This window comes from Stenotrophomonas sp. SbOxS2, from assembly GCF_013416715.1.
GTDB lineage: Bacteria > Pseudomonadota > Gammaproteobacteria > Xanthomonadales > Xanthomonadaceae > Stenotrophomonas > Stenotrophomonas lactitubi.
In genome coordinates this window covers 156,607-182,358 of the sequence record NZ_JAAVXD010000001.1, presented here as the reverse complement: position 1 = coordinate 182,358, position 25,752 = coordinate 156,607, and the positions used below count along the sequence as shown (strand labels likewise).

The following is a 25,752-nucleotide window of genomic DNA, read 5'->3' as shown; positions in this document are numbered from 1 at the left end:
GGGTGGCGGGGCAGGTCAGCAAGCGGGGGACGCTGCAAGTACGTCCATGTAAGCTCGGTCGCCGCATCCATGCGGCTCACGCCCCCGCTTGCTGACCCGCCCCGCCTTCGACAGGTTCCCGCGATCTGTCGGGACGGCGTTCTCTGCTGCTGTTGGTGGGTGTCGACCTTGGTCGACACAGTAGATCCACGCCATGCGTGGATGGCTCTCTGTCATGCATCGAAAAACGGATGGGGTCGGATCCCTTTTTCAACGAAAAAGGGCTCCGACCCGAGTAACGCTGAATACGGGACACAGTGCCCCTCTCCTGCTGCTATCGCCAATTCACCTTGACCTGTTAACGTGCAGTAATGACCTGTGGCATTCTCCTCGTAACACATCCTGGGGTCGGGATCGCCCTGCTTGAGGTGGCGACCCGGCTTCTGCGGCAGTTGCCGTTGAAAACCGAAGCTTTCGAAGTACCGTTCGACGCAGACCTGGATGCTCTGCTCCCGCTCGCCTCGGCCGCTCTGCGGCGGGTCGATGGGGGTGAGGGCGTGCTGATCCTGACCGACCTGTACGGCGCCAGCCCCGCCAACCTTGCCGGGCAGCTGGCCCGGTTGGGGACCCCGGTCCGCCGGGTGTCGGCGCTGAGTCTGCCGATGTTGCTGCGGGTGATGAATTATCCGGAACAGGGACTGGATCAACTGCCTGCCACTGCGGCGGCGGGCACCCGTAATGGAGCGATAGTCGACGATGCTTGAACGAGAACTCACTGTGAGCAACCGCCTGGGCCTGCATGCCCGGGCCACCGCCAAGCTGGTGCAGACCCTGGCGCCGTTCCGCTGCAATGTGACCATGGCCGCCAAGGGCCGTGAGATCAACGCCAAGAGCATCATGGGCGTGATGCTGCTGGCGGCAGGGCAAGGCACGCCGGTCACCATCCGCATCAACGGCGAAGACGAAGTCGCGGCGATGGACGCGGTGGTCGACCTGTTCGAGCGCCGCTTCGACGAGGACAACTGAGCGTGCCGCGCGCGCGCGCCGGCCAAGCCCCCACCGGCCAACGGCCGGTACAGCTGCTGGCCGGGCACGGCGCCGCCCGCGGTACTGCGATGGGCCGCGCCCGCGTGCGCCTGCCGCATGCACTGGAAGTAGCCGAACAGCGCGTCACCCCTTCCCAGGTTGAATCCGAGCTGGCACGCCTGCACCGCGCCGTGGACGCGGCGCGCACGGAAATGCACGAGCTGCGCCAGCGCCTGCATGGTGCGCTGAACCAGGAAGTGGGCGAGTTCCTCGACCTGCATGCACTGTTGCTGGACGATCCCGAACTGCTGTTCGGCCTGGACGAACTGATCCGCAGCGGTCCCTACAGCGCCGGCTATGCGTTGCGACTGCAGCGCGACCGCTTGGCCAAAGTCTTCGATGGCATGGACGATGCCTACCTGAAGAGCCGCATGGACGACCTCGACCATGTGATCGGGCGCATCCATGCGTTCCTGCAGCCCGAGCGGCCGGCAGCGGTAAAGGGCCTGGCCGGTGAAATCCTGGTCTGCGACAACATCGCCCCTTCCGAGCTGGCCCAGCTGCAGTCGCACGGTGTGGTCGGCATCGTGACCAGCGCGGGCAGCGCGCTTTCGCACAGTGCGATCCTCGCCCGCAGCCTGCACCTGCCGTTGATCGTCAACGTGCCGCAGCTGCTGAGCAAGGTGATCGATGGCGACGTGCTGATCATCGATGGCGCCGACGGCAGCATCACCGTCAACCCACAGGCCGACAACCTGCGTGATTACCGCGCACGCCTGAAGGAGCACGCGCGCGAGCAGCGCGAGCTCGGCCGCCTGCGCAGCAAGCCCAGCCGTACCCGCGACCAGGTCGACATCGCCCTGCTGGCCAACGCCGAATCGCTGGAAGATGTAACCCAAGCGCATGCGCTGGGCGCCCACGGCCTGGGCCTGTACCGCACCGAATTCCTGTTCCTGCAGCGCAACGAACTGCCGGACGAAGAAGAACAGTTCCAGACCTACCGCGATGCGGCACTGGGCATGAGTGGCCGCCCGGTGACCATCCGCACCCTCGACCTGGGTGCAGACAAGGCCGACCGCACCGGCCTGACCCTGAGCAACGAGGAAAACCCGGCGCTGGGCCTGCGCGGCGTGCGCCTGTCACTGGCCCGGCCCAAGGTGGCCGACACCCAGATGCGCGCGATCCTGCGCGCCTCGGCCTACGGCAAGCTGCGCGTACTGGTGCCCATGGTCAGCACCCGCGACGAACTGCTGGCGGTACGCCGGCGCATGCTGAAACTGGGCGAGCAACTGCGCGCCGAGGGCCACATGGTGGCCGAGCATGTGCCACTGGGCGCGATGATCGAAGTGCCCGCCGCCGCGCTGGCGCTGGAGAGTTTCATCGACCTGGTCGACTTCCTGTCGATCGGCACCAACGATCTGGTGCAGTACCTGCTGGCCGCCGACCGCAACAACGAAGCACTGGGCGAACTGTATTCGCCGCTGCACCCGGCCGTGCTGCGGCTGCTGCAGATGGTGATCGAGACAGGCGCACGCCATCGCATTCCGGTGGCGGTCTGCGGGGAGATCGCGGGCGACGCACGGATGACCCCGCTGCTGCTGGCGCTGGGCCTGACCGAGTTCAGCCTGCACCCGGGCACCCTGCTGGAGGTACGCCGAGCTGTCCGTGATGCCGACCTCGGTGCGCTGCGCGCCCGCGCACCGAAGCTGCTGGGCATGCGTGACCGCCGCGGCATCGAGCGCTGGCTGGCGTTGGTGGCGGACGCGTCCTGATTCCCGCGCTACGCGCTCGCCGGGCACGGCCCGGCGCTACCGCCGCGTGTCACCTTTGGCAGCGCCGGGCCATACCCGGCGGAATGCGTGGACCCCGGTGGCCGCAGGCCAGCGGGGTATGCGCTGAAACATCCCCTTGCGATAATGACGCGCTGAACACCCCTGTTGCCGCATCCTTGCCAGGATCGCGGCTTTTCTTATCCCGCGGGAGCTGCGATGGCTGAGGCTGTACGCCACGACAAGACTGCGCGCCAGTTGCGGATGCTGTCCGATGCACTGGACAGCGGTCGGCTGGGCCCGGTACGCCGTCTGGTCAATACCCTGGCGCCGGCCGAGATCGGCAACCTGCTCGAATCGCTGCCACCGGGCAAACGCGAGATCGTCTGGGGCCTGGTCGATCCGGAAGACGACGGCGAGGTGCTGGTCCACGTCGGCGACGACGTGCGCGAGAGCCTGCTCGCGGACATGGACCCGGACGAGATCATCGCCGCGGTCGAAGACCTCGACATCGACGATCTGGCCGACCTGGTCGAAGACCTGCCGGACACGGTCATCGACGAAGTCCTCAAGTCGATGGACCGCGAAAACCGCGAGCGCCTGGAACAGGTGCTGTCCTACCCCGAGGACAGCGCCGGCCGCCTGATGAACCCGGACGTGGTGACGGTGCGCGCCGACGTCAATGTCGACGTGGTGCTGCGCTACCTGCGCCTGCGCGGCGAACTGCCCGACCATACCGATCACCTGTTCGTGGTCAGCCGCCGTCACCAGTATCTCGGCCGCGTGTCGCTGGCCTCGCTGGTGACCCATGAAGACACCACCCCGATCAACCGCCTGATCGACGATGAGCAGCCTGCCATCGATGTCGGCGAGAGCGACCAGGAAGTGGCGCGGCAGTTCTCCGACCATGACTGGATCTCCGCGCCGGTGGTCGATGACAACAACATCCTGATCGGCCGCATCACCATCGATGACGTGGTCGACATCATCCGTGGCCAGGCCGAGCACCAGGCGCTGGGCGCCGCCGGCCTGGACGAGGACGAGGATCTGTTCAGCCCGGTCTGGCGCGCGATGCGGCGCCGACTGATGTGGCTGTCGGTGAACCTGTGCACCGCGTTCCTGGCCTCCAGCGTGGTCGGCCACTTCGAAGGCACCATCGACAAGCTGGTCGCACTGGCCGTGCTGATGCCGATCGTCGCCGGGCTCGGCGGCAATGCCGGCACTCAGGTGCTGGCGCTGATGGTGCGTGGCCTGGCGCTGGGCCAGGTCGGCAGTTCCAACGCACGCACGCTGCTGTGGAAGGAAGTACGGGTCGCGCTGCTCAATGGTGTGGTGCTCGGCTCGGTGCTGGGCCTGATCGTGCTCGCCTGGTTCCACTCGCCCGGACTCTCGGCGGTGATCGCCATCGCGCTGACCTGCAACCTGTTGTTCGCGGCACTGGCCGGCGTGCTGGTGCCCTTGGGCCTGAAGCGCTTCGGCTTCGATCCGGCGCTGGCCAGCGGCATCTTCCTGACCGCGGTGACCGATTCGATGGGCTTCTTCACCTTCCTCGGCCTGGCCACCATGGTCCTGCTGCACTGACTGGAATTGCCATGGCAACGACGATCGAAAACTACTTTGCGCCGGGTTGGCGCGACCAGCCTCACACCTGCGCGGCCTGCGAGTGGAAAGGCAGTTCACGGGCAATGGTGATGGAGCTGGACGAGGACGCCACCGAGTACGTGTGCCCGGTGTGTGAGAACCCGCTGCTGGTGGTGCTGCATCCGGACATGGCGCAGGTGCAGGCCGCAGCCGCAGGCGGCAATGCCGAAGCGCAGGAGCAGCTGCAGATCATCGCCAGCTTCCCGCGCCCGCAGTGATGCGGCGCACGATGCCGGGCTGGCCGCAGCACACTACCATCGAAGCGACCTCGCCCTCATGGGAATCGCCATGCTTCGATCGTTCTCGCGCTGGCTGCCACTGCTGGCCCTGCTGATGATGACCGGGTGCGCCAGTACGCCGCCCAGTGGGCGCGGCCACTTCGAGGCACGCGCGGTGAAGGTGGACGGCGAAACCGCCTACTACCAGGTGTTCATTCCAGCCGAAACCGCGCGCGCGTCTGGGCCGCTGCCGGTGGTGCTGTTCCTGCACGGTTCCGGCGAGCGCGGCGGCGATGGCGTGAAGCAGACCCACGCAGGCCTGGGCCCGTACCTGCGTCGGCACGCCGCCGATTTCCCCGCGCTGGCGGTGTTTCCGCAGGTACCCGGCCGTGGAGAATGGAGTGGACGCAACAACCGTGTGGCCGTGGCCGCGCTCGATGCAACAATCGCCGAATTCGGCGCCGACCCTGCAAGGCAGTACCTGACCGGGATGTCGATGGGTGGCTACGGCAGCTGGAACATCGCCCTGGATGACCCGCAGCGCTTCGCCGCGATCGTGCCGGTCTGCGGTGCGGTACTGGCGCCGCGTGCGGTACGTCCCACCCTGTTCGTGGAGCAGGTGACGAACGAAGCGGATCCCTATGCAGTGATCGCGCAACGGTTGCAGCGCACCCCGATCTGGATCTTCCACGGCGCGCTGGATGATGTGGTGCCGCCGGATGACGACCGCCGGCTGCATGCCGCCTTCCAGACCGCAGGCGCGCGTGACGTGCGCTATACCGAGTACGCGGAAGGCAACCACAATGCCTGGGATGCCACCTACGCCGACGCGGCGATGTGGGCGTGGTTGTTCAAGCAGAAGCGCTGAGCGCCTGTTCTGGTAGATGCCAACCTTGGTTGGCACTGCTCTGGTAGATGCCAACCTTGGTTGGCACTGTTCTGGTAGATGCCAACCTTGGTTGGCACTGTTCTGGTAGATGCCAACCTTGGTTGGCACTGGCCTACCCAAGATCAAGCCATTCCCCGATGTTCGTCGCAGGCATGTCCACCCAAGCTTGCGCCATGCAAAACGTCCGTCTCCTGCTCGGCCGTCGCTCCAGCGTCGGCCTCAGCTACCTCCTCACTACCGTCGTGGATCGCCGCGCGCCCGTGTTCGCCAACGATGCTGCCGCAGCCCTGGCAATCCAGGAATTCCAGAGGCTCGATCAGGAAGGCTTCACCCGCTCGATCGCCTACGTAGTCATGCCCGATCACATCCACTGGCTGGTTGAATTGCGTGCAGGAACATTGGAAACCGTCATGAAGCGCTTCAAATCGCGCACGGCGCAGCAGGCAAACCGGTTGTTGGGAAGGGTCGGGCGTTTCTGGCAGGCCTGCTACCACGATCATGCGATCCGCTCGGACGAATCGTTGTACCGGCATGCGATGTACCTGATGGGTAATCCGATCAGGGCGGGTCTGACGACGCAGTTGGGTCAGTATCGGCACGCATGGTGCGAGCGGGAGCTCGAGGCTTTGGGTGATCGGCCTGAGGCATTCACGGACGGATAGTGCCAACCAAGGTTGGCATCTAGCAGTGCACGTGCCAACCAAGGTTGGCATCTACCAGAGCGGGGCCAGTGCCAACCAAGGTTGGCACCCACCGGCAATCAACCCAGCAGGGTTTCCAGTACGGCCATGCGCACGGCGACGCCGTTGGCGACCTGGCGCAGCACCCACGACTGCGGGCCGTCGGCCACGTCGTCGGTCACTTCCACGCCGCGGTTGATCGGGCCCGGGTGCAGCACGGCTGCATCCTTGCCGGCGCGGGCCAGGCGTGCGGTGTTCAGGCCGTACTGCGCGTGGTACTGCTCCAGCGACGGCACCAGGCCTTCTTCCATGCGCTCGCGCTGCAGGCGCAGCATCATCAGCGCGTCGACGCCTTCCAGCATCGCGTCGAAATCATCACCCACCACGCAGCCCTTCAGGGTGTCGTCGTCCGGCAGCAGCGACTGCGGGCCGCACACGCGGATCTCGCCCACGCCCAGCGTACGCAGCGCATGCAGGTCGGTGCGGGCCACGCGCGAGTGCTTGACGTCGCCGACGATCACCACCTTCATCTTCGAGAAGTCCGGGCCCTTGGCCTGGCGCAGGGTCAGCATGTCCAGCAGGCCCTGGGTCGGATGCGAGCTGCGGCCGTCGCCGGCATTGACCAGCGCGGTGCCCTCGCCCGCCACGGCAGCCAGCGCTGCCACGGCGCCGTCGTCCGGGTGGCGTACGACGAAACCACGCACGCCCATCGCTTCCAGGTTCTTCAGCGTGTCGCAGGCGGTTTCGCCCTTGCGCGTGGACGAGGTGGAGGCGTCGAAGTTCAGCACGTCCGCGCCCAACCGCTGCGCCGCCAGATGGAACGAGCTGCGGGTACGGGTGGAGGGTTCGAAGAACAACGTGCACACCGCCGATCCGCCCAGCACATGGCGCTTGTTGCCGACGCGGCCCACCGCGGCATCGCGGATCTGGCCGGCGCGGTCGAGCAGTTGCACCAGGGTGTCGCGGGGCAGACCTTCAAGCGTCAACAGGTGGCGCAGGCGGCCGGAGTCATCGAGTTGCTGGGCGGTCATGGCGGAGTTCGTATCGTCAGGGAATGGGAATGGCGTCGTCCGGCGACGACAACCAGCGGTCGATGATCACCGCCGCAGCCACGGCATCGAGGGCAGCCGCATCGCGGCGGCGCTTGCGCCCTTCGGCGCGCTCGACGGCGAAGCGGCGGGCGGCCTCGACCGAGCTGGAACGCTCGTCGATCATCACCACCGGCAGTTTGAAACGTTCCCGCAGCTGGCGGGCAAAGCCCTGCGCACGCTTGCGGTTCGGCTGGTCCTGGCCGTCCAGGGTCAGCGGATCGCCAACCACCAAGCCATCGGGCTTCCATTCCTTGAGAAGGCGTTCGATCGCCGCCCAGTCGGGACCATTGCCGTGCACATCGACCACGGCCACCGCGCGCGCATGCGCGGCGAACGCACTGCCGATCGCCACACCGATCCGGCGCGAGCCGACATCGAAGCCGAGTACGGTGCCATCGCGACGGATGAGGGCGGGCTCAGACATGGCCGCTGTAGTCGGTCAGCCGGAACAGATCGACGCCAATGCGCGAGGCGGCGCCCTGCCAGCGCTGTTCCAGCGGCAGCTGGAACACCAGCTCGGCGTCGGCCGGCACGGTCAACCAGCTGTTCTCGGACAGTTCGCTTTCCAGCTGGCCGGCACTCCAGCCCGCGCAGCCCAGGGTGACCACAGCGTTGGCCGGGCCTTCACCGCGCGCCATCGCCTCGAGGATGTCACGCGAGGTGGTCAGGTACAGGCCATCACCGACGACCAGGCTGGAATCCCACGCGCGCGCATCGTCATGGATGACGAAACCACGTTCGGGATGCACCGGCCCGCCATTGAGTACTGGACGCGCCTGCAGACCGCCATCGACGGTGGCGATGTCCATCTGCGCAAGCACTTCGCCCAGGGTGTACTCGGAAGGCTGGTTGACCAGCACCCCCATTGCCCCGTTCTCATCGTGCTGGCAGATCAGCGCAACGGTGCGGGCGAAGGTGGCGTCGATCAGCGACGGCAGCGCCACGAGCAGGTGATTGGCGAGGGAAGTCGGCGTTACTGGCATGGGCGTCATTCTAACCGCTGCGGCCGGATGCGGGCGCGAAGGGATGGGCTAGGATGGCGCTCTTGCAAGGAGGACGACCGGATGCAGCAGGACGCAACGCTGTCATGGCCCACCCGCAGCATGATCGTGTTGATCGCATTGCTGCAGGGGCTGATGCTTTTCGCCGCCCAGGAACTGGCCGATCAATGGCCGTTCCGGGACATCGGCTGGCACTACTGCTGGTATGCCTGGGTACTGACCGTGCCCACCGCGGTGGCCCTGACGCTGGTCGATCTGAAGGCGTGGCGCCTGTGGCTGCACGCCGGGCTGGCCTCGCTGCTGGTGCTTGCGCTCGCGGCCTGGGCCGCCTGGAACCTGAGCGGAGAAACCGCGCTGTATGCGGCCGGGCTGCAGGTTCCGCTCTCGGTCTGCCTGGCGGTTGCCACGTTCATTGCCCTACCGTGGTGGCAGTTCCGCCTGCACGCGGGTCATTGGCGGGCCGACTACGGCGCACTGTTCGAACGTGCGTGGCAGAACGGTCTCACCCTGGTGCTGGCGGCGGTGTTCACCGGCTTGACCTGGCTGCTGCTGTGGCTGTGGGCGGCGCTGTTCCGGATGGTCAAGGTCGACTTCTTCCACGTGCTGTTCGGCAGCGATGCCTTCATCGCCTTGGCCACCGGCATGCTGGCGGGCTTCGGCGTGCTGATCGGGCGCACCCAGCATCGCGCGATGCAGATTACCCGCCAGGTGCTGTTCGCGATCTGCCGCGGCCTGCTGCCGTTGCTGTCGTTCATCGCGGTGCTGTTCGTGCTGTCGCTGCCGTTCACCGGGCTGGCGCCGTTGTGGGCCACGCGCTCGGCCGCCAGCCTGCTGCTGGTGCTGGCGGTGCTGCTGATCAGCCTGGCCAACGCGGTCTACCAGCACGACGACGGCACCCCGCCCTACCCGGCCTGGTTGCGCCGGCTGGTCGAGGCCAGCCTGCTGGCATTGCCGATCTACGCCGGCCTGGCGTTGTACGCGATGACCCTGCGGGTCAGCCAATATGGCTGGACCCTCTCGCGCTTCTGGGGCTTCGCGGTTGCGGTGCTGATCGCCGGCTATGCCATCGGCTACGCCTTCGCCGCACTGCGCCGGCAGGGGCGTTGGCTGCATCGGCTTGAGCCGGTCAACCGCTGGATGTGCTGGACCGTGCTGGCCACTGCGCTGCTGGCCATCTCCCCGGTGATCGACCCGGTGCGCATCACCTTGGCCAGCCAGATGAAGCGCCTGCGCGCCGATCCGGCATTGATGACCGCGGACGCTGCAAACCAGCTGCGTTTCGAGCTGGGCCGCCGTGGTGTGCAGGCGCTGCGCACGCTGCAGAAGGCACCTTCATTGGCGGCCGATACCCGCGCCTCCAGCATCATCGTGCAGGCACTGGCCCGGCAGAAGCGCGAGTCGCGCTGGGACAACGACATCGACGATGGCGTGCGCGATCTGGCCGGCCTGAAGGCACGGATCGTGCTGGCCAAGGGCACCGCATCGCCAGCCGATGACTGGTGGCAGGCAGTACTGGATCGGCACTTGAGCGCAGGCGATTGCCTGGACGACGACAAGATCGGCGACAAGCGCTGCGTCGCCCTGCGTCGTGACCTGGACGGCGATGGCGAAGATGAAGTGCTGCTGTGCATGACCAGTCTGTACAGCGGTCCGCGCTGCCAGCTGCACGTGCGTGAACCCGCTGGCTGGAGAAAGGAGGGTGATGTTTCCTTCCAGGACGTTGACCAGCGCACTTCGGACGAGGCCCCACAGGCCCTGCGCGATGGCCGCCTGACCGTGCAGCCGCCACGCTGGCCCACGCTGCTGCTTGACGGCGCGGCGGGCCAGCTGGAGATTGATCGCAGCAAAGACCGCGCGGAGGCGGCAACACCATGAGCGGATACTGCCGCATCGCCCCGGGCCACCCGGTGCACGAGTACTACCACGCCAACGAATATGGTTTCCCGCAGCGCGATGAGCGCGAGCTGTTCGAGCGCCTGCTGCTGGAAATCAACCAGGCCGGCCTGAGCTGGGAAACCATCCTGAAGAAGCGCGAGGGATTCCGCGCGGCCTATGACGCCTTCGACGTCGATCGCGTCGCCGCCTATGCCGAGCAGGACATCGAGCGCCTGCTGTCGGACCCTGGGATCATCCGCAACCGCTTGAAGGTGATGGCGGCGATCCACAACGCACAGGTGATCCAGCAGCTGCGCCAGAGCCACGGCAGCTTCGCCGCGTGGCTGGACGCGCACCACCCGCGCAGCAAGGCCGACTGGGTAAAGCTGTTCAAGAAGACCTTCCGCTTCACCGGTGGCGAGATCACCGGCGAGTTCCTGATGAGCCTGGGCTACCTGCCGGGCGCGCATGCCGAGGACTGCCCGGTGCACGCCAAGCTGCTGAAGCTGGCGCCACCGTGGGTGCAGGCCCTGCCCCGGTAGTGCCGGCCGCTGGCCGGCAGACCTTCGCAGGATGCCAGGGTTGATCGCGTTGCCGGCCAGCGGCCGGCACTACCCGTGAGCCGTCAGACGCCCATGTACCGGCCCGGGCGGTGGTTGAACATCAGCACCAGGCTGAGCACCACCGCGCCGATGGCCGAGTACATCACCTTCGACGGCGACAGCACGAAGAACGCAGCCACCATCAGGCACGCATCGAAGGACATCTGCACCTTGCCGGCGCTCCAGCCACGGGTGCGCTGCAGGTACACCGCCAGGATGCCGATGCCGCCAAGGCTGGCGCGGTGGCGGATGAAGAACAGGATGCCCAGGCCGGACAACGCGCCACCGACCAGCGCCGAGTACAACGGCGCGATATGCGAGAAGTCGGCCCAGCGCGGCAGGATGTCGGTCAGCAGGCCGCAGGCGGTGACCGCCGCGAACGTCTTCAGGGTGAATTCCCAGCCCATGCGGCGCACGGCCACCCAGTAGAACGGCAGGTTGACCAGCACGAACACCAGGCCGAAGTTCCAGCCCATGGCGTAGTGCAGCAGGAAGGCCATGCCGGCCATGCCGCCGATCATCAGCCCGCCCTTGGCGAAGATAGCCAGGCCCAGCGAGGCCACCAGCATCGCCAGCACCATGCCCTGCACGTCCTCGGCGACCGAGTGGCGCAGTGCCTTCTCATCGGCGGGGGTGCCGGCAACATCGGGCGGCGGGGTCAGCGGGCCAGCGGTGACCAGGTGGCCGTCAGCGTCGTCGCACGGCGCCGGGCCATGGGATTGGAGGGACATACAGGTGGGGGCACTACGGGTGGGGAGCGGTATTAGACACGATCTGCATGACAGTTGCAGATGAAATCGTTCAGTTGGGAGTTCCGGCGAACGGCGCAGCCCCTCGCGGCTGGGCGGCATACTGCCTCCAAATCTGGCAGTGGGCCGGGCGGGTGGGCTGTGCAGGGGGCGCTGCAAGTACGTCCATGTAAGCTCGGTCGCCGCATCCATGCGGCTCACGCCCCTGCACAGCCCACCTGCCCGGCCTTGGACAGGTTCCGTGCGCGTCCAGCCACGTAAAGAGAAAAGAAGAGCAAAAGCGGGTCGCTGCGCTCGGTGGAGCGGTGGGTTCAGCGCTGGGTGGCGAGGTGGTGTGCGACCAGGGCGTTTGCGTGGCCATGGCCCAGCCCATGCTCGGATTTCAGGAAGCTGACCAGCTCCATGTGCTTCAGCCCCGGCCGTTTGGCCAGCAGCCCCAGCCAATGCGCCACCGGCTGCCCGTAGGTCTTCTCGATGGACGGAAAGTAGGACGCCGGGCCCTTGGGTTTGCTGTCGGTGCTCATGTGCTGCTCCCTGTTGTTTGGAAAGTACCCATTCGACGAACCACGGAACCACAAATCGACATGGCGGATTTACAAACCAGCACCGGTACAGCCCGGCACCTATCCACGCATGGCGTGGATCTACGTGTCGACCAAGGTCGACACCCACTAAGAGCAGGCCATGCCATTCCAAAAGATCGCGGGAAACTGTCGAAGGCGGGGTGGGTCCGGTTGCGGGGGTGTCCGCGGCATGGATGCCGCGGCCAAGCCTACAGGGACGTATTCACGGCGTCCCCCGCAACCGGACCCACCCCGCCAAACCCGGGAAACCGATGTTGCTGTTGCTTCGACTTCGGCTTTTGCTCTTGCTTCGGCTGCTGCTGTTGAGGTTGCCGGCCAGCGGCCGGCACTACCGCGGGCGCCGGGCGCAGCCCGGCCGTATCATCCCCTCATGCCGCGTGAAAACCTCAACGACCTGCAAGCCTTCGTCCACGTTGCCCGCGAAGGCAGCTTCACCAAGGCCGCCGCCCAGCTGGGCGTCTCCCAGTCCGCCCTCAGCCATGCCATGCGCGGGCTGGAAGAACGGCTGGGCGTGCGCCTGCTGACCCGCACCACCCGCAGCGTCGCCACCACCGAGGCGGGTGCTCGCCTGCTGGAAACCCTGGCCCCGCGCCTGGCCGAGATCGAAGACGAACTGGCCGCGCTGGCCGAATATCGCGAGCGGCCCGCAGGTACCATCCGCATCAATGCCACCGGCCACGCCGCCGAATACCTGGCCTGGCCAAGGCTGGCGCCGCTGCTGCAGCAGTACCCGGACCTGAAGGTCGAGCTGACCACCGATTACGGCCTGGCCGACATCGTTGCCGAGCGCTACGACATCGGCATCCGTCTCGGTGAGCGCCTGGCACGCGACATGGTGGCGCTGCCGATCAGCCCGCCGCTGCGCATGCGCGTGGTGGGCGCGCCGTCGTACTTCCGCCAGCAGGTGGCACCGGTGCATCCGCACGATCTGGCCGGGCACAACTGCATCACCCTGCGCCTGCCCACCCATGGCGGCCTGATGCCGTGGGATTTCGGCCAGGACGGCAACGAGCTGAGCATCCGCGTCTCTGGCCAGTGGACCTTCAACACCATGGGCATGACGCGGGCAGCAGCGCTGGCTGGCAGTGGCCTGGCCTGGCTGCCCGAGGACCAGGTGCAGGCGGCCCTGCAGGAGGGCCAGCTGCAATCAACACTGGATGACTGGTGCCCGCACTTCGACGGCTACTACGCGTACTACCCGTCGCGCCGGCATGTCACCGTGGCGATGCGCACCGTGCTTGATGCGCTGCGCGGGCCGATGATGGATTGAGGGGTGCGGACCAACGGTCCGCACCCACCACAGAACGTACCCACTGCGATCAGCCCTTGGCCTGTGCCGCACGCTGTGCGTTGTAGCGCTCGCCGACGATGGCGATCTCCTGCAGCGTCTGCGCGATACGCTCCAGCTCGGCCGGCGACAACTGCAGGTCGGCGGCGGCCAGATTCTCTTCCAGGCGATGGACCTTGGTCGTACCCGGAATCGGCACGATCCAGGGCGCCTGCGCCAGCAGCCAGGCCAGCGCGACCTGTGCCGGGGTGGCGCCGCGCGCCGCCGCGATCGTGGTGATGCGATCAACCAGCGCTTGATTGGCCCGACGTGCTTCCACTTCGAAACGTGGCACGGTATTGCGGAAATCGTTGTCGGCGAAGGTGGTGTCGGCGTTGATCGCGCCGGTCAGGAAGCCGCGACCCAGCGGACTGAACGGGACGAAGCCGATGCCCAGTTCCTGCAGCGCCGGCAGCAGTTCGCGTTCCGGCTCACGCCACCACAGCGAGTACTCGCTCTGCACAGCAGCCACCGGCTGCACGGCATGGGCGCGACGCACCGTGGCCGCACTGGCTTCGGACAAGCCGAAGTGGCGCACCTTGCCCTCGGCGATCAGGTCACGCACGGTACCGGCGACGTCCTCGATCGGCACGTTCGGATCCACACGGTGCTGGTAAAACAGGTCGATATGGTCCGTGCGCAGACGCTTGAGGCTGGCTTCGGCCACCGCGCGGATGTTCTCCGGGCGACTGTCCAGGCCGGTGTCGACCTGTGCGTCCTTGAAGCCGAACTTGGTGGCGATCACCAGCTTGTCGCGGTGCGGTGCCAGCGCTTTGCCGAGCAGATCTTCGTTGGTATACGGCCCATAGACTTCGGCGGTGTCGAAGAAGGTCACGCCGCGTTCGACCGCCGCATGCAGCAGGGCGATGCCCTGGCTCTGCTCGACGGCGGGACCGTAGCCGTGGCTCAGGCCCATACAGCCCAGGCCCAGGGCGGAGACTTTCAGGCCGCTGCGGCCGAGTTCACGTGTCTGCATCGTCGTGCTCCAGTAGGGGAGCGATGACGATACGCCTGCAGGGCCGGCGGATTGAACGACCTGGATGGCAGTCGGTCATGACTGGATTTCATGAATGCCGTCCGGCCACCCATCGCACTGGCGCCGGTGGCCGGCGCCGCCGTTACCGGACCTCGGAAATCTCCACGCCATCCAGCCCCTGCGACAGGGTGCGGGCATCGCCGCCCTGGCTGAGCTTGATGCGCAGGCGCACTTCGTTCTGCGAATCGGCGTAGCGCAGTGCGTCCTCGTAGCTGATCTCACCGGCCTGGTACAGCTCGAACAGGCTCTGGTCGAAGGTCTTCATGCCCAACTGGACCGAATCCTTCATCAGCTCCTTCAGCTTGTGGATCTCGCCGTCGCGGATGTAGTCCTGCACCAGCGGCGTGCCCAGCAGGATCTCCATCGCGACCTTGCGCGAGCGGCCATCCGGCGAAGGAATCAACTGCTGCGCGACCACGCCCTTGAGGTTCAGCGACAGATCCATCAGCAGCTGGTTGCGGCGATCTTCCGGGAAGAAGTTGACGATGCGGTCCATCGCCTGGTTGGCATTGTTGGCGTGCAGGGTGCACAGCACCAGGTGACCGGTTTCAGCGAAGGCGATGGCGTGGTCCATGCCCTCGCGGGTACGCACCTCGCCGATCATGATCACGTCCGGGGCCTGGCGCAGGGTGTTCTTCAGCGCGGCTTCCCAGCTGTCGGTATCGATGCCGACTTCGCGCTGGGTGATGATGCAGCCCTCGTGCTTGTGCACGAATTCGATCGGGTCTTCGATGGTGATGATGTGCCCGGTCGAATTCTGGTTGCGGTAGCCGATCATCGCGGCCAGCGACGTGGATTTACCGGTACCGGTAGCGCCGACGAACAGGATGATGCCGCGCTTGGTCATCGCCAGCGTCTTGATGATCGGCGGCAGGCTCAGCTCTTCCACGGTCGGGATGCGCGTCTCGATGCGACGCAGCACCATGCCGACCTGGTTGCGCTGGTAGAAGCAGCTCACACGGAAGCGGCCGACACCGGACAGGCCGATGGCGAAGTTGCATTCGTGGGTCTTTTCGAATTCCTCGCGCTGCGCCGGCGTCATCACGTTCAGCACCAGGTCGCGGCTCTGCTGCGGCGTCAGCGGAGTCTGGGTGATCGGCGAGATCTTGCCGTTGACCTTGATCGCCGGCGGCATGCCAGCGGTGATGAACAGGTCCGAGGCGCGCTGGTGCGCCATCAGCTTGAGAAACGAAGTGAAATCGATGGTGGTCGCGGTGGTGTTCACGGCGGGCTCCCAATGGGGCATGTACCAGGAATCGGTCGGTGGAGGAAACAGCGCGGGGCCGATGGCGTAGTGCTGCGCCCTGCCCCACCATTGCCTCGCCTTACTCGAACAGACGCTTGTCCTTGGCGTATTCGCGGGCCTGGTTGCGGGTGATCAGGCTGCGCTTGACCAGGTCCTGCAGGTGCTGGTCCAGGGTCATCATGCCGTACTGCTGGCCGGTCTGGATGGCCGAATACATCTGCGCCACCTTGTCTTCGCGGATCAGGTTGCGGATAGCCGGGGTGCCGACCATGATTTCCCACGCAGCAGTACGACCGCCACCGACCTTCTTCAGCAGCGCCTGCGAAATGACCGCGCGCAGCGATTCGGACAGCATCGAGCGCACCATCGGCTTTTCGCCGGCCGGGAACACGTCGATGATGCGGTCGATGGTCTTGGCCGCCGAACTGGTGTGCAGGGTGCCGAACACCAGGTGGCCGGTTTCCGCAGCGGTCAGCGCCAGGCGGATGGTTTCCAGGTCACGCAGTTCGCCGACCAGGATGATGTCCGGGTCCTCACGCAGCGCCGAGCGCAGCGCCTCGTTGAAACCATGCGTATCGCGATGCACTTCGCGCTGGTTGATCAGGCACTTCTGCGAGGTGTGCACGAATTCGATCGGATCCTCGACAGTGAGGATGTGGCCGTATTCGTTCTTGTTGATGTAGTCGATCATCGCCGCCAGCGTGGTCGACTTGCCCGAACCGGTCGGGCCGGTCACCAGGATCAGGCCCTGCGGCTGCTGGATCACCTCGCGGAACAGCGGCGGGCAGGCCAGGTCTTCCAGGGTCAGCACTTCGGACGGAATGGTACGGAACACCGCACCGGCGCCGCGGTTCTGGTTGAACGCATTGACACGGAAGCGCGCCAGCGACGGGATCTCGAAGGAGAAGTCGACTTCGAGGAATTCCTCGTAATCGCGGCGCTGCTTGTCGGACATGATGTCGTACACCAGCGCGTGGACCTGCTTGTGGTCCAGGGCTGGAATGTTGATCCGGCGAACGTCGCCGTCCACACGGATCATCGGCGGCAGGCCTGCGGACAGATGCAGGTCGGACGCTTTGTTCTTTACGGAAAACGCCAACAGCTCGGCGATATCCATGAGCGGCTACTCCCCAATAACGGCTTCGACTGGAAGGATCTTTCCCCGGGCGGCAGTATAGCCTCCTGATTGAACGGAACGCGTTACGTGGCCACTCCCCTGCCCCAGATCCTGAGCAACCTGCACAACGCCGCCGATGCCGCCGGGCGGCCACCGCCGCGCCTGCTGGCGGTGTCCAAGACCCAGCCGGCCGAGGCTGTCGCGGCCCTTGCCGCGCAGGGCCAGAGCGCCTTCGGCGAGAACTACGTGCAGGAGGCGCTGGCCAAGATGCAGGAACTGCAGCAGCTGGGCCTGGAATGGCATCTGATCGGCCACCTGCAGTCGAACAAGGCCGAACCGGTGGCCACGCACTTCGACTGGGTGCAGAGCGTGGACCGGCCCAAGCTGGTCACCGCCCTGGCCCGCTACCGCCCTGCTGAACGTGGCCCGCTGAACGTGCTCATCCAGGTCAACATCGATGACGAATCGAGCAAGCACGGCTGCGTGCCGGAGGACGTGGAGGCGTTGGCCGCGGCCATCGCCGCCGAACCCAAGCTGCGGTTGCGCGGCCTGATGGCGATTCCTGCGCCATGGCCCGAGGCCGAGCGCCGGCGCGATGCGTTCGTGCGCATGCGCACACTTTTCGAGGCGCTGGCCGCCCGTCATCCGCAGGTGGACACCCTGTCGATGGGCATGAGCAGCGACTACGCTGAAGCCATTGCCGAAGGTGCCACCCTGGTGCGCATCGGCACCGCCCTGTTCGGCGCGCGTCCGCGCCCGGCCTGATTCCAAGGAGATTCTCATGGCAGCTGATTCCATCACCTTCATCGGCGGCGGCAACATGGCACGCAGCCTGATCGCCGGCCTGATCCGGCAGGGCGTGCCGGCCACGCATATCCACGTGGCCGAACCGGTGGCCGGACTGCGGGAAGCACTGGCTGCCGATTTCGGCGTGCAGACCCATGACAACGCGGCCGACGCCGCAGCACAAGGCGATACGTGGCTGCTGGCGGTGAAGCCGCAGGTGCTGCGCGATGTCTGCCAGTCACTGCAGGTGCTGGCGCAGGCGAGCAAGCCCTTGGTGATCTCGATCGCCGCCGGCATCACCAGCCCGCAGCTGCAGCGCTGGTTGGGTGGCTCGCTGCCGGTGGTGCGCGCGATGCCCAACACCCCGGCGCTGCTCGGTGCCGGGGTTACCGGTCTGTATGCAACGCCCTCGGTGGATGCGCAGCAGCATGCGCAGGCCGAACGTGTGTTGGCCAGCGCTGGACGCACGGTGTGGATCGACGACGAAGCGCAGATGGATTCGGTCACCGCCGTATCCGGCAGTGGCCCAGCCTATGTGTTCCTGCTGGCCGAAGCGATGGAAGCGGCGGGGATCGCACAGGGCCTGCCTGCAGAGGCGGCGCGCACGCTGGTGGTGCAGACGCTGCTGGGCGCTTCGCGCATGCTGGACGAAGCCGGTGAAAGCCCGGCCGAACTGCGTCGCCGGGTGACCTCACCCAACGGCACCACGCAGGCGGCGATCGAGAGCTTCCAGACCGGTGGGTTTGAAGCGTTGGTGGGAAAAGCACTACGTGCAGCGCAGGTGCGTGGGCGGGAGCTCTCTGCAGCGAATGATTGAAACAGGTATGCCGACCAACGGTCGGCACCCGCCGCCATCCACGCGCGGCGTGGATCTACGTGCCCAACTTGGCCATGACGAAATCGACGAAACACTGTAGACGCGGTCGTGGGCGACGGTCGGGGAGGTAGATCAGGTGCATCGGCCGTGGCTCGGGCAGATGGTCACGCAGCAGGGGCTTCAATCGTCCTGCCGCGATTTCACCAGCAAGCAGCGCCGTCGGCTGCAGCACCAGGCCCGCACCCGCCACGGCTGCTTCGCGCAGCGCGTAACCGTCATTGCTGGTCAACCGTGCTTCCCAGTCCACCTGTTCGCCGTTGGCCAACTGCCAACCGTGACCACCGCGCCAGGCCAGGTGGCTCAGGCAATCATGTCCTTCAAGATCGGCAGGCGTGCGCGGCGTACCGCGGCGGCGCAGGTACGACGGTGATGCGCACAGGCTCATCGCATACGGCGGCAGCGGCCGCGCCACCAGTTCCTGCGACGGCAGCGGACCGACGCGTATCGCTGCATCGAAGCCATCCTCGATCAGATCGATGCGGCGATTGCTCAGGTCCAGTTCGAGGTTCAGCAGCGGCTGTGCCCGCAGCAGCTCGGCCAGCAGCGGTGCGAGTACACAGCTGCCCCAGGTGGTCGGCGCACTGACCCGCAACAGCCCGCGTGGCTGCACCTGCAGCCCGGCCACGTCGGCCTCGGCCTGCTGCACCTGTTCCAGCACCTGCCGGCAACCGGCCAGATAGGCATTGCCGGCTTCGGTCAGGCGTTGGCGCCGGGTGTTCCGCTGCAGCAGCGCGGTGCCCAGATGCGCTTCCAGCTGCTGGATGTACTTGCCGACCATCACCGCCGAGACCTGCAGCTGGCTGGCGGCGGCGGAAAAACTGCCGTGCTCGGCCACGGCGACGAAGGCCTGCATGCAGCGCAAGGTATCCATTGCAAACCCATGGTTAGGAATATGCGAATCATACGCCACTTACCAAACCAGCCGGCGACGGCGCAGACTGCGTCCATCCCCTCTCGCAAGGAGCTGTCATGAAGATTCTTCTCGTCGGTGCCAGCGGCACCCTCGGCCAGGCCGTTGCCCGCCACCTGGGCCAGCAGCACGAGATCCTCGCAGCCGGCCGCCGCAGCGGCAGCCTGCGCGTGGACCTCACCGACGACGCCAGCGTGCGCGAGCTGTTCGCGCAGACCGGCCCGGTCGATGCAGTGATCTCCACCACCGGCAAGCTGCATTTCGGCCCCCTGCAGCAGATGACCCCCGAACAGTTCAACATCGGCCTGCAGGACAAGCTGCTCGGCCAGGTGCGCCTTGCACTGGCGGCGCAGCACCATCTCAACGCGGGCGGCTCGATCACCCTGACCAGTGGCATCGTCAGCGCGCAGCCGATCCGCGATGGTGCCAATGCCACCGCCGTCAACCATGCACTGGAAGGCTTCGTGCGCGCGGCGGCGCTGGAACTGCTGCCGCGCGGGCTGCGCATCAACGTGGTCAGCCCGAACGTGCTGGTGGAATCGATGGAGGCCTACGCTCCGTACTTCCCTGGCTTTGAAGCAGTCACCGCACAGCGCGCGGCGCTGGCCTTCCAGCGCGCGGTGGAAGGCATCCAGAGCGGCGAAACCATCACCGTCTGGTAACGAGCGTGCCGACCAGGGGCGGCACCCACCAGCACGGTCAGCCCCAGCGCATCGGGCCGTCGCCGCGCTCGCCGAGCACGTCATCCGGGTTGGCCAGGCGGCAACGCTTCAGTGACAGGCAGCCGCAGCCGATGCAACCGGTCAGCTCGTCGCGCAGCAACTGCAGCATGTGGATGCGTTCTTCGAGCTCCACCTGCCAGCGTGCCGACAGCTTGGCCCAGTCGGCCTTGGTCGGCGCCCGCCCCTGCGGCAGGCTCTCGAACGCACGCGCCACCGCCTCCAGCGGCATGCCCACGCGTTGCGCCACGCGGATCACCGCCAGCCGCCGCAGCACATCGCGGGCGTAGCGGCGCTGGTTGCCCGACGTGCGCAGGCTGCTGATCAACCCCTTGCGCTCGTAGAAATGCAGCGCAGAAACCGCTACGCCACTGCGGCGGGCGACATCGCCGACGCTCATGTCCTGTGCCAGCATCGATTGACCTCAACTTTGGTTGAGGTGGCATGCTGCTACCATCGCCGCCAGATGACAAGCGCGGCCCGTCCGCCACCCGCAGGAACCCGATGCCCTCCCCCGCTGCCACGGCCGATCCGGCCGATTCCTCCATCCTGTCCGCGCGCTATCGCGCCACCACCGTGGGCATGGTCGCCCTGGTCTCCCTGCATGCCTTCGAGGCGCTGGCGGTAGCCGCCGCTATGCCGACCGTGGCCGAGGCCCTGGACGGCCTGCGTCTGTATGCGCTGGCCTTCGGTGGCACGTTGGCCACCAGCGTGATCGGCATGACCCTGGCCGGCCGCTGGGCCGACCGCCACGGGCCTGCACGCCCGCTGTGGTGGGGCCTGGCCTGCTTCGTGCTGGGCCTGCTGCTGGCCGGCTTCGCGATGCGCATGGGCATGCTGGTGGCCGGCCGTCTGCTGCAGGGCCTCGGCGCCGGTGCCATCTCGGTCTCGCTGTATGTGATGGTAGGCCGCACCTATCCCGAGCATCTGCGGCCGAAGGTATTCGCCGCGTTCTCCGCCGGTTGGGTGGTGCCCTCGATGATCGGCCCGGCACTGAGCGGGGTGATCGTGCAGCATCTGGGCTGGCGCTGGGTGTTCCTGGCGGTGCCGCTGCTGGCGATACCGGCCGGCCTGCTGCTGCGACCGGCGCTGGCGCGCATGCAGGCTCCAGCGACCGGTGTTGCCGATGATGGCCGCGGCAGCATCGTGCGCTGGGCCACCGGCGCGTCCCTTGCTGCCCTGCTGCTGTACCTGGGTGGGCAGCAACAGGGCTTGCCGGCGCTGGTGTGCATCGGCGTGGCAATGCTGGCGCTGTTGTTCTGCGTGCATCGCCTGTTGCCGGCCGGCACCCTGCGCCTGCGCCGCGGCCTGCCCAGCGTGATCGCGCTGCGCGGTGTGGCCGCTGCCGCGTTCTTCGCCTGCGAGGCCTACCTGCCCCTGCTCCTGCAGCGCGAGCGAGGGCTGTCGCCCAGCTGGGCCGGTGCCGTGCTGAGCCTGGGTGCACTGGGCTGGTTCACCGGCTCGTGGCTGCAGGGCCACCAGCAGCGCGGCTGGTCGCGCCAGCAACTGCTGCGCGTGGGCACGCCGCTGATGACCGTGGGCATCGCCGCGACGCTGGCGGTGCTGTTCACTGCGGTGCCACTGCCGGTCGCACTGGTCGGCTGGACGCTGACCGGCTTCGGCATGGGCATGATCTACGCCAGCCTGTCGGTGCTGACGTTGTCACTGTCACCGCCGCACGAACAGGGCGCGAACACCTCGGCCCTGCAGTTGAGCGAAGCGCTGTCGGTGACCACCGCACTGGCGGTATCCGGCGCGCTGTTCGCGTTGTTCGTGGAAAGCGCCCCGCATACCGGTTACATCCTGTGCCTGGCCATCACCCTCGGCCTGGCCGCGTTCGCCACCGTGATCGCCAGGCGGGTGTAGACACGCCGCGGGTTCCGCCGGGGCACGCCCGGCGGACGCCGCGATCAGGGCTTCGCCACCGTGCCCACTTCATCGATGTCCTGGTGCAGGATGCGGCGTACTTCCAGCACCGCCTGCGGGGTTTCCTGCACGCTGTGGCCGGAAATGATCACCTTCTCCGACAGCGCGCCGGGCAGGTGCGAACTCCAGTACGGCACCAGCCCATCGTCGGACTTCTCCACCGGCAGTTCCGGTTTGCGCTGGGCGATGATCGAGTGGTACTTCAGGCCCGGCGTGATCGGCAGCTGTGCAGCGGCTTTCACGAACGGGTCGCTGGCCTTGAGGTTGTCGATGCTGTTGGGAATCTTCGGCTTGGCCGTGCCATCCACCTGCTGCTCGGCCTGCGCCAGGGCCAAAAACACATCCTCGAACTTGCCGAGGATGGTCAACGGCAGGCGAACAAGGCGGCCGATCAGGCGGCCGACCTTGTTGCCGGCGATGTCCGTGCCCTGGTGCGGGGCCGCGATGAAGATCGCACGCTCCACGTTCGGTTCGGCCTTGAAGTGCAGGAGCGGACCGAGCTTGGACTGCACCCGCTTCAGGCGTTCGCCCTTCAGGTCATAGTTGGCCAGCAGATCGTTCCACAGCACGTCGCCCGAGTCGCTGACCAGCAGCCGCGCCAGCACGCCGCCCATGCTGTGGCCGATGTAGACCATGTCCTTGGAAGCACGCGTGCTGCCGTTCGGGTCGAAATGCTTCAACGTGTCGTTGAATGCGTTGGCGATCTCATAGCGGTTCAGCGCGATCGGCGCATTGGTCGGGTAGTACACCTGCCACACCTGGAACTGCTGGCGCAGTTCGGGGTCACCCATGATCTCGTTGGCCAGGTTCACCCACGCTTCCGGGCTGCTGCCCAGGCCATGCAGCATGAAGATGATGCGGCGGTTCGGATCCCACGGCTGCATCAGGTAGATGTGCGGCTCGCCGATGCCCTCGCTCATGCCGAACAGGGTACGCAGCGACTGCGTGGCGAACCCGCTCTGCGCCAGCCACAGGCCGTAGGCGGCGGTGAAGTTGCCCGCCAGCGGCACCTCTTCGCCATGCAGGGTGATGCGCTCGGTCGCCTCCGGCGAATAGCCATCCAGCAGCACCTGGCGGGTACGCATCACGTCCTCCAGCGTGTTGCCTTCAAAACGCAGCAACGCCGTGACGTTGATCGAGGACATCTCGCTGTACTCGGGCACCGAATCGTCGTGCTGGTGGCGGCGTCCGCGACGGACGCCCTCCTCCTGCTCGTCCTTGGTGGCCTGCGCCTGTGCCGTTTCGGCCTTCGGCCCTTCCGCGGCGACCACCGGCACCACCAGCTTCGGCGGGTCCATCACCATCACCAGCTCGGCGCCGAAACCATCGCGGCGATAGGTACTGCGCATGCCGACGAAGCTGACGGTGCCGGCCGGCACGAGCTGCTTGGGGATGCTCTTCAGCGACAACCGCTGGAAATCGGACGCCAGCGTCCAGCTGCCCGCCGACACCGGCTTGGTGTAGTCCTCGCCGGCCAATGCGGCGGCGCGGGCGCGCGCGAACAACACCACGGCGGCCTTCTCGGCAGCGTAGTTGTAGTAATCGCGCACCTGCGTCTGCCGGTCCTCGAACGCACGATCGGAGGGCGAGCGTCCGCTGTAGAACAGATAGGCGTAGCCATAGCGCGCCGCCTCCAGCCACGCATCCAGCGCTGCATCGCTCATCGGCGGCTCGTTGGCCGCCTGCTTCTTCGGCGTCAGTGCCAGAGCGGCCTTCACCCACAGCTCGGACAGCGTCGACAAGCGCTGCTCGACGTTGAGGTCATCGGTCATCAACAGCGTGCTGCGGCAGACCAGGAAGTCCTTCTCGCACTGCGATTCGTCCAGCCCGGCCGCACTCAGCGTCTCGCGCGAGGCGGGGCTGAGCTTGCCGGTGTTGAGCACGTCGGCACGCTTGTTGACCAGGTAATCGCTGGACGCCACCTGCTTGACGGTGACCATCGCGCAGCCGCTGCCACCCAGCAGCAGGAAGGCAGCCAACAGCGCCGGCAGCACGCGCTGCCAGCGGAACGGGATCATCGGGGTCATTGCTGCGGGTCCTGCTCGGTGCCGGGGATGCCCTGGCGGATCACGGTGGAGAAATCATCGTCGGGGGCCATCTTCAGCGCGCGCTCGGTGATGCGGCCCTTGGCGTGCAGTTCGGCGTACGGCACGCCGGGGGTGAGCGCGCCCACCTCCTGCGCGTACTCGGCCAGGTAGCCCGAGGCCAGCAGCCGGTAGTCCAGCGGCAGGCGCGGGGCGATATGCCGCGCCAGATCGAAGACGATCGTAGTGCAGTTGCTGGTCAGGGTGTTGTAGAAACCGGGCGCGGCATCGAGCTGCCGTGCCTGGTCGATGTAGGCAGCGAACAGGGTCTTGAGCTGGTTGCGGTCCATGCCGTGCAGGCGGTAGAGGTAGACATCCTCGCCGCGGGCATTGGTGCGGGTGCGGATGATGTCGGTTTCTTCGGAGGCGACCAGCGTCATCTCGAACTTGCGGAAGAAGCCGCCCAGCGCCGAGAACGATTCACCGCGCTCCTTGCGGATTTCCAGCGAGAACACCAGGTGGCGCCCGTCCTCGAATCCGAACGAGACCAGGGTGTGGGCGATTGCCGGGCCCATCCAGTACGACAGCACCAGATCGGCCGAACGCAGCTGGTCGAGGTCGTAGCTGCGGCGCACCCAGCGCGCGTCGTAGTCGGTCTCGGTACGCCAGGTGAAATCGCGCACGTTGTCCAGCACCACGTGGCGGCCATCGAAGGATTCCACGTGCAGGCGCTGCGCCACGTCATCGGCCCAGTCGCGGTCCTGGCGCGGGGTCAGCAGCAGCCACCACAGCCCCGCAAGCGCCAGAGCGCCGGCAAAGGCCGCCCACAGCCTGCGCGTGCCACGGCCGCGCGCCACCTGCCAGGCCGCCCAGACGGCGGCTAGCAACCACAGCAACGCCACAGCGCCGCCCAGCCAGCCCGGCCCGGGCATCTGGTAGGTCAACAGACCGGCCACCCACAGCGCCAGCAGCACCATCACACATCCTGTCATCCATCGTCCTGCGGCTTTCACTGGCGTCCTGTCGAGGTCCCGGGGCGGCATAGTTAGCCACAAGCCGCCTCACGGCGACATCTACAACCGGTTCAGGCTGGCCCGGCAGGGGCATACTGGCAGCCACCAAGGGCGCGCAGGGAGCAGAGATGGGCATCACCACCGTGGCCGGCGTAGCCGTGCAGCCGCAGCACCGGGCCAGTTGTCATTGCGGCACGGTCGAGCTGCTGCTGGACCTGCCCGAGGGCATCGTCGACCCGCGCCGCTGCGACTGTTCGATGTGCCGGCGCCGCGGCGCCATCGCCGCCAGCGTGGCACGGGACGGGCTGCAGATCGTGCGCGGCCAGGCTCATCTGCGCCTGTACCAGTTCAACACCCACGTGGCCGAGCACTATTTCTGCGGCGTCTGTGGCATCTACACGCACCACCGCCGCCGCTCCAACCCGGACCAGTACGGCTACAACGTGGCCTGCCTGGAAGGCATCGATCCGTTCGCGCTGGGAACGATTCCGGTCAATGACGGGGTGAACCACCCCGCCGACCGTACCGGTTAGTGCCGGCTGCGCCGGGGCGGCGGCGCGATCTTCTGCCACGGCGCCATGCTGGCCCGGCCGACGCGCAACGGGCGCTTCAACGGCGTTCGACGCGAGGGCGCGTCCGCCGCAGGCGGCAGCGTCTCAGCAGGCAG

The 25,752-nt window shown here is 66.8% G+C and carries 27 protein-coding genes; 15 read left to right on the top strand and 12 right to left on the bottom strand.

The genetic code is table 11. From position 1 onward, the window contains the following. The first annotated feature begins 350 nt into the window (after nt 1-350). The 7 genes from HFK18_RS00930 (at nt 351) to HFK18_RS00900 (ending at nt 6,184) form a co-directional block, all read left to right on the top strand. Nucleotides 351-743, top strand: coding sequence for a PTS fructose IIA subunit family protein (locus tag HFK18_RS00930; RefSeq protein ID WP_099819261.1), 393 nt, complete (start codon nt 351-353; stop codon nt 741-743). Next, a complete protein-coding gene (locus tag HFK18_RS00925; RefSeq protein WP_025874024.1) occupies nt 736-1,005 on the top strand; it encodes an HPr family phosphocarrier protein in 270 nt (89 codons plus the stop codon). Before HFK18_RS00930 ends, HFK18_RS00925 begins: the two co-directional genes overlap by 8 nt. Nucleotides 1,006-1,007: 2 nt before the next feature. Continuing rightward, complete coding sequence (gene ptsP / locus HFK18_RS00920; RefSeq protein WP_180163782.1) at nt 1,008-2,777, top strand: phosphoenolpyruvate--protein phosphotransferase; 1,770 nt, start codon at nt 1,008-1,010, stop codon at nt 2,775-2,777. Nucleotides 2,778-2,993: 216 nt separating this feature from the next. Beyond that, nucleotides 2,994-4,355, top strand: coding sequence for a magnesium transporter (mgtE, locus tag HFK18_RS00915; RefSeq protein WP_025874026.1), 1,362 nt, complete (start codon nt 2,994-2,996; stop codon nt 4,353-4,355). Nucleotides 4,356-4,366: 11 nt separating this feature from the next. Beyond that, complete coding sequence (locus HFK18_RS00910) at nt 4,367-4,633, top strand: hypothetical protein (RefSeq protein WP_089239293.1); 267 nt, start codon at nt 4,367-4,369, stop codon at nt 4,631-4,633. A 70-nt stretch (nt 4,634-4,703) separates the two neighbouring features. Continuing rightward, nucleotides 4,704-5,501 (top strand): prolyl oligopeptidase family serine peptidase, encoded by a 798-nt coding sequence (locus tag HFK18_RS00905; RefSeq protein ID WP_180163781.1) that lies wholly within the window; start codon nt 4,704-4,706, stop codon nt 5,499-5,501. A gap of 194 nt (nt 5,502-5,695) precedes the next feature. Continuing rightward, a complete protein-coding gene (locus HFK18_RS00900) occupies nt 5,696-6,184 on the top strand; it encodes a transposase (RefSeq protein WP_180164310.1) in 489 nt (162 codons plus the stop codon). A 98-nt stretch (nt 6,185-6,282) separates the two neighbouring features. Here HFK18_RS00900 and HFK18_RS00895 read toward each other — a convergent pair whose 3' ends face one another. From HFK18_RS00895 to HFK18_RS00885, 3 genes are read right to left on the bottom strand one after another with little or no spacing between them, the layout of a single operon-like run. Further along, nucleotides 6,283-7,233, bottom strand: a complete 951-nt coding sequence (locus HFK18_RS00895) for an aspartate carbamoyltransferase catalytic subunit (RefSeq protein ID WP_089239291.1) — start codon at nt 7,231-7,233, stop codon at nt 6,283-6,285. Nucleotides 7,234-7,249: 16 nt separating this feature from the next. Then, the gene (ruvX, locus tag HFK18_RS00890) at nt 7,250-7,717 is read right to left on the bottom strand and encodes a Holliday junction resolvase RuvX (RefSeq protein ID WP_025874031.1); all 468 of its coding nucleotides are present in this window, start codon (nt 7,715-7,717) and stop codon (nt 7,250-7,252) included. Then, nucleotides 7,710-8,276 (bottom strand): YqgE/AlgH family protein, encoded by a 567-nt coding sequence (locus HFK18_RS00885; protein WP_099819255.1) that lies wholly within the window; start codon nt 8,274-8,276, stop codon nt 7,710-7,712. The genes ruvX and HFK18_RS00885 overlap by 8 nt, the downstream gene beginning before the upstream one ends. An 81-nt stretch (nt 8,277-8,357) precedes the next feature. Here HFK18_RS00885 and HFK18_RS00880 point away from each other — a divergent pair, with 81 nt between their 5' ends. Both HFK18_RS00880 and HFK18_RS00875 read left to right on the top strand, forming a co-directional pair. Continuing rightward, nucleotides 8,358-10,169 carry a DUF4153 domain-containing protein gene (locus HFK18_RS00880; protein ID WP_180163780.1) on the top strand — a complete coding sequence of 604 codons (1,812 nt, stop codon included), beginning with the start codon at nt 8,358-8,360 and terminating at the stop codon, nt 10,167-10,169. Continuing rightward, on the top strand, nt 10,166-10,711 hold the full coding sequence (locus HFK18_RS00875; protein ID WP_180163779.1) for a DNA-3-methyladenine glycosylase I: 546 nt from the start codon (nt 10,166-10,168) through the stop codon (nt 10,709-10,711). The genes HFK18_RS00880 and HFK18_RS00875 overlap by 4 nt, the downstream gene beginning before the upstream one ends. A gap of 83 nt (nt 10,712-10,794) precedes the next feature. Here HFK18_RS00875 and HFK18_RS00870 read toward each other — a convergent pair whose 3' ends face one another. After that, entirely contained in the window at nt 10,795-11,502 is a 708-nt protein-coding gene (locus HFK18_RS00870; RefSeq protein ID WP_099819252.1) for a YitT family protein, read from the bottom strand. Between the two features lie 329 nt (nt 11,503-11,831). Then, nucleotides 11,832-12,044, bottom strand: coding sequence for a DUF4287 domain-containing protein (locus tag HFK18_RS00865; protein WP_033830520.1), 213 nt, complete (start codon nt 12,042-12,044; stop codon nt 11,832-11,834). A 430-nt stretch (nt 12,045-12,474) separates the two neighbouring features. On the opposite strand from HFK18_RS00865, the gene HFK18_RS00860 reads away from it, so the two are divergent. Beyond that, nucleotides 12,475-13,374: a LysR family transcriptional regulator gene (locus HFK18_RS00860; protein WP_180163778.1), complete on the top strand. Its 900-nt coding sequence runs from the start codon at nt 12,475-12,477 to the stop codon at nt 13,372-13,374. A 49-nt stretch (nt 13,375-13,423) separates the two neighbouring features. Here HFK18_RS00860 and HFK18_RS00855 read toward each other — a convergent pair whose 3' ends face one another. From HFK18_RS00855 to HFK18_RS00845, 3 genes are all read right to left on the bottom strand, one after another. After that, a complete protein-coding gene (locus tag HFK18_RS00855; protein ID WP_099819251.1) occupies nt 13,424-14,407 on the bottom strand; it encodes an aldo/keto reductase in 984 nt (327 codons plus the stop codon). 142 nt (nt 14,408-14,549) lie between these two features. Continuing rightward, nucleotides 14,550-15,713, bottom strand: coding sequence for a PilT/PilU family type 4a pilus ATPase (locus HFK18_RS00850; protein ID WP_099819249.1), 1,164 nt, complete (start codon nt 15,711-15,713; stop codon nt 14,550-14,552). A gap of 79 nt (nt 15,714-15,792) precedes the next feature. Next, nucleotides 15,793-16,830, bottom strand: coding sequence for a type IV pilus twitching motility protein PilT (locus tag HFK18_RS00845; protein ID WP_004147099.1), 1,038 nt, complete (start codon nt 16,828-16,830; stop codon nt 15,793-15,795). A gap of 87 nt (nt 16,831-16,917) precedes the next feature. Here HFK18_RS00845 and HFK18_RS00840 point away from each other — a divergent pair, with 87 nt between their 5' ends. Further along, a complete protein-coding gene (locus HFK18_RS00840) occupies nt 16,918-17,595 on the top strand; it encodes a YggS family pyridoxal phosphate-dependent enzyme (protein ID WP_180163777.1) in 678 nt (225 codons plus the stop codon). A 16-nt stretch (nt 17,596-17,611) separates the two neighbouring features. After that, nucleotides 17,612-18,433, top strand: a complete 822-nt coding sequence (proC, locus tag HFK18_RS00835) for a pyrroline-5-carboxylate reductase (protein WP_180163776.1) — start codon at nt 17,612-17,614, stop codon at nt 18,431-18,433. A gap of 55 nt (nt 18,434-18,488) precedes the next feature. Here the strand turns inward: proC and HFK18_RS00830 are convergent, their stop codons facing one another. Further along, the gene (locus tag HFK18_RS00830; protein WP_180163775.1) at nt 18,489-19,364 is read right to left on the bottom strand and encodes a LysR family transcriptional regulator; all 876 of its coding nucleotides are present in this window, start codon (nt 19,362-19,364) and stop codon (nt 18,489-18,491) included. A gap of 98 nt (nt 19,365-19,462) precedes the next feature. Here HFK18_RS00830 and HFK18_RS00825 point away from each other — a divergent pair, with 98 nt between their 5' ends. Next, complete coding sequence (locus tag HFK18_RS00825) at nt 19,463-20,065, top strand: short chain dehydrogenase (RefSeq protein WP_180163774.1); 603 nt, start codon at nt 19,463-19,465, stop codon at nt 20,063-20,065. A gap of 37 nt (nt 20,066-20,102) precedes the next feature. On the opposite strand, the gene soxR is transcribed toward HFK18_RS00825, so the two are convergent. Then, the gene (soxR, locus tag HFK18_RS00820; protein WP_032951587.1) at nt 20,103-20,537 is read right to left on the bottom strand and encodes a redox-sensitive transcriptional activator SoxR; all 435 of its coding nucleotides are present in this window, start codon (nt 20,535-20,537) and stop codon (nt 20,103-20,105) included. A 29-nt stretch (nt 20,538-20,566) separates the two neighbouring features. On the opposite strand from soxR, the gene HFK18_RS00815 reads away from it, so the two are divergent. Next, nucleotides 20,567-21,988, top strand: a complete 1,422-nt coding sequence (locus HFK18_RS00815; protein ID WP_180163773.1) for an MFS transporter — start codon at nt 20,567-20,569, stop codon at nt 21,986-21,988. A gap of 44 nt (nt 21,989-22,032) precedes the next feature. Here the strand turns inward: HFK18_RS00815 and HFK18_RS00810 are convergent, their stop codons facing one another. Beyond that, the gene (locus HFK18_RS00810; RefSeq protein ID WP_180163772.1) at nt 22,033-24,075 is read right to left on the bottom strand and encodes an alpha/beta hydrolase; all 2,043 of its coding nucleotides are present in this window, start codon (nt 24,073-24,075) and stop codon (nt 22,033-22,035) included. Continuing rightward, nucleotides 24,072-25,049, bottom strand: a complete 978-nt coding sequence (locus tag HFK18_RS00805; protein WP_180164308.1) for a DUF4105 domain-containing protein — start codon at nt 25,047-25,049, stop codon at nt 24,072-24,074. Before HFK18_RS00805 ends, HFK18_RS00810 begins: the two co-directional genes overlap by 4 nt. A gap of 164 nt (nt 25,050-25,213) precedes the next feature. Here HFK18_RS00805 and HFK18_RS00800 point away from each other — a divergent pair, with 164 nt between their 5' ends. Then, nucleotides 25,214-25,618: a GFA family protein gene (locus HFK18_RS00800; RefSeq protein ID WP_180163771.1), complete on the top strand. Its 405-nt coding sequence runs from the start codon at nt 25,214-25,216 to the stop codon at nt 25,616-25,618. Nucleotides 25,619-25,752 lie beyond the last annotated feature (134 nt).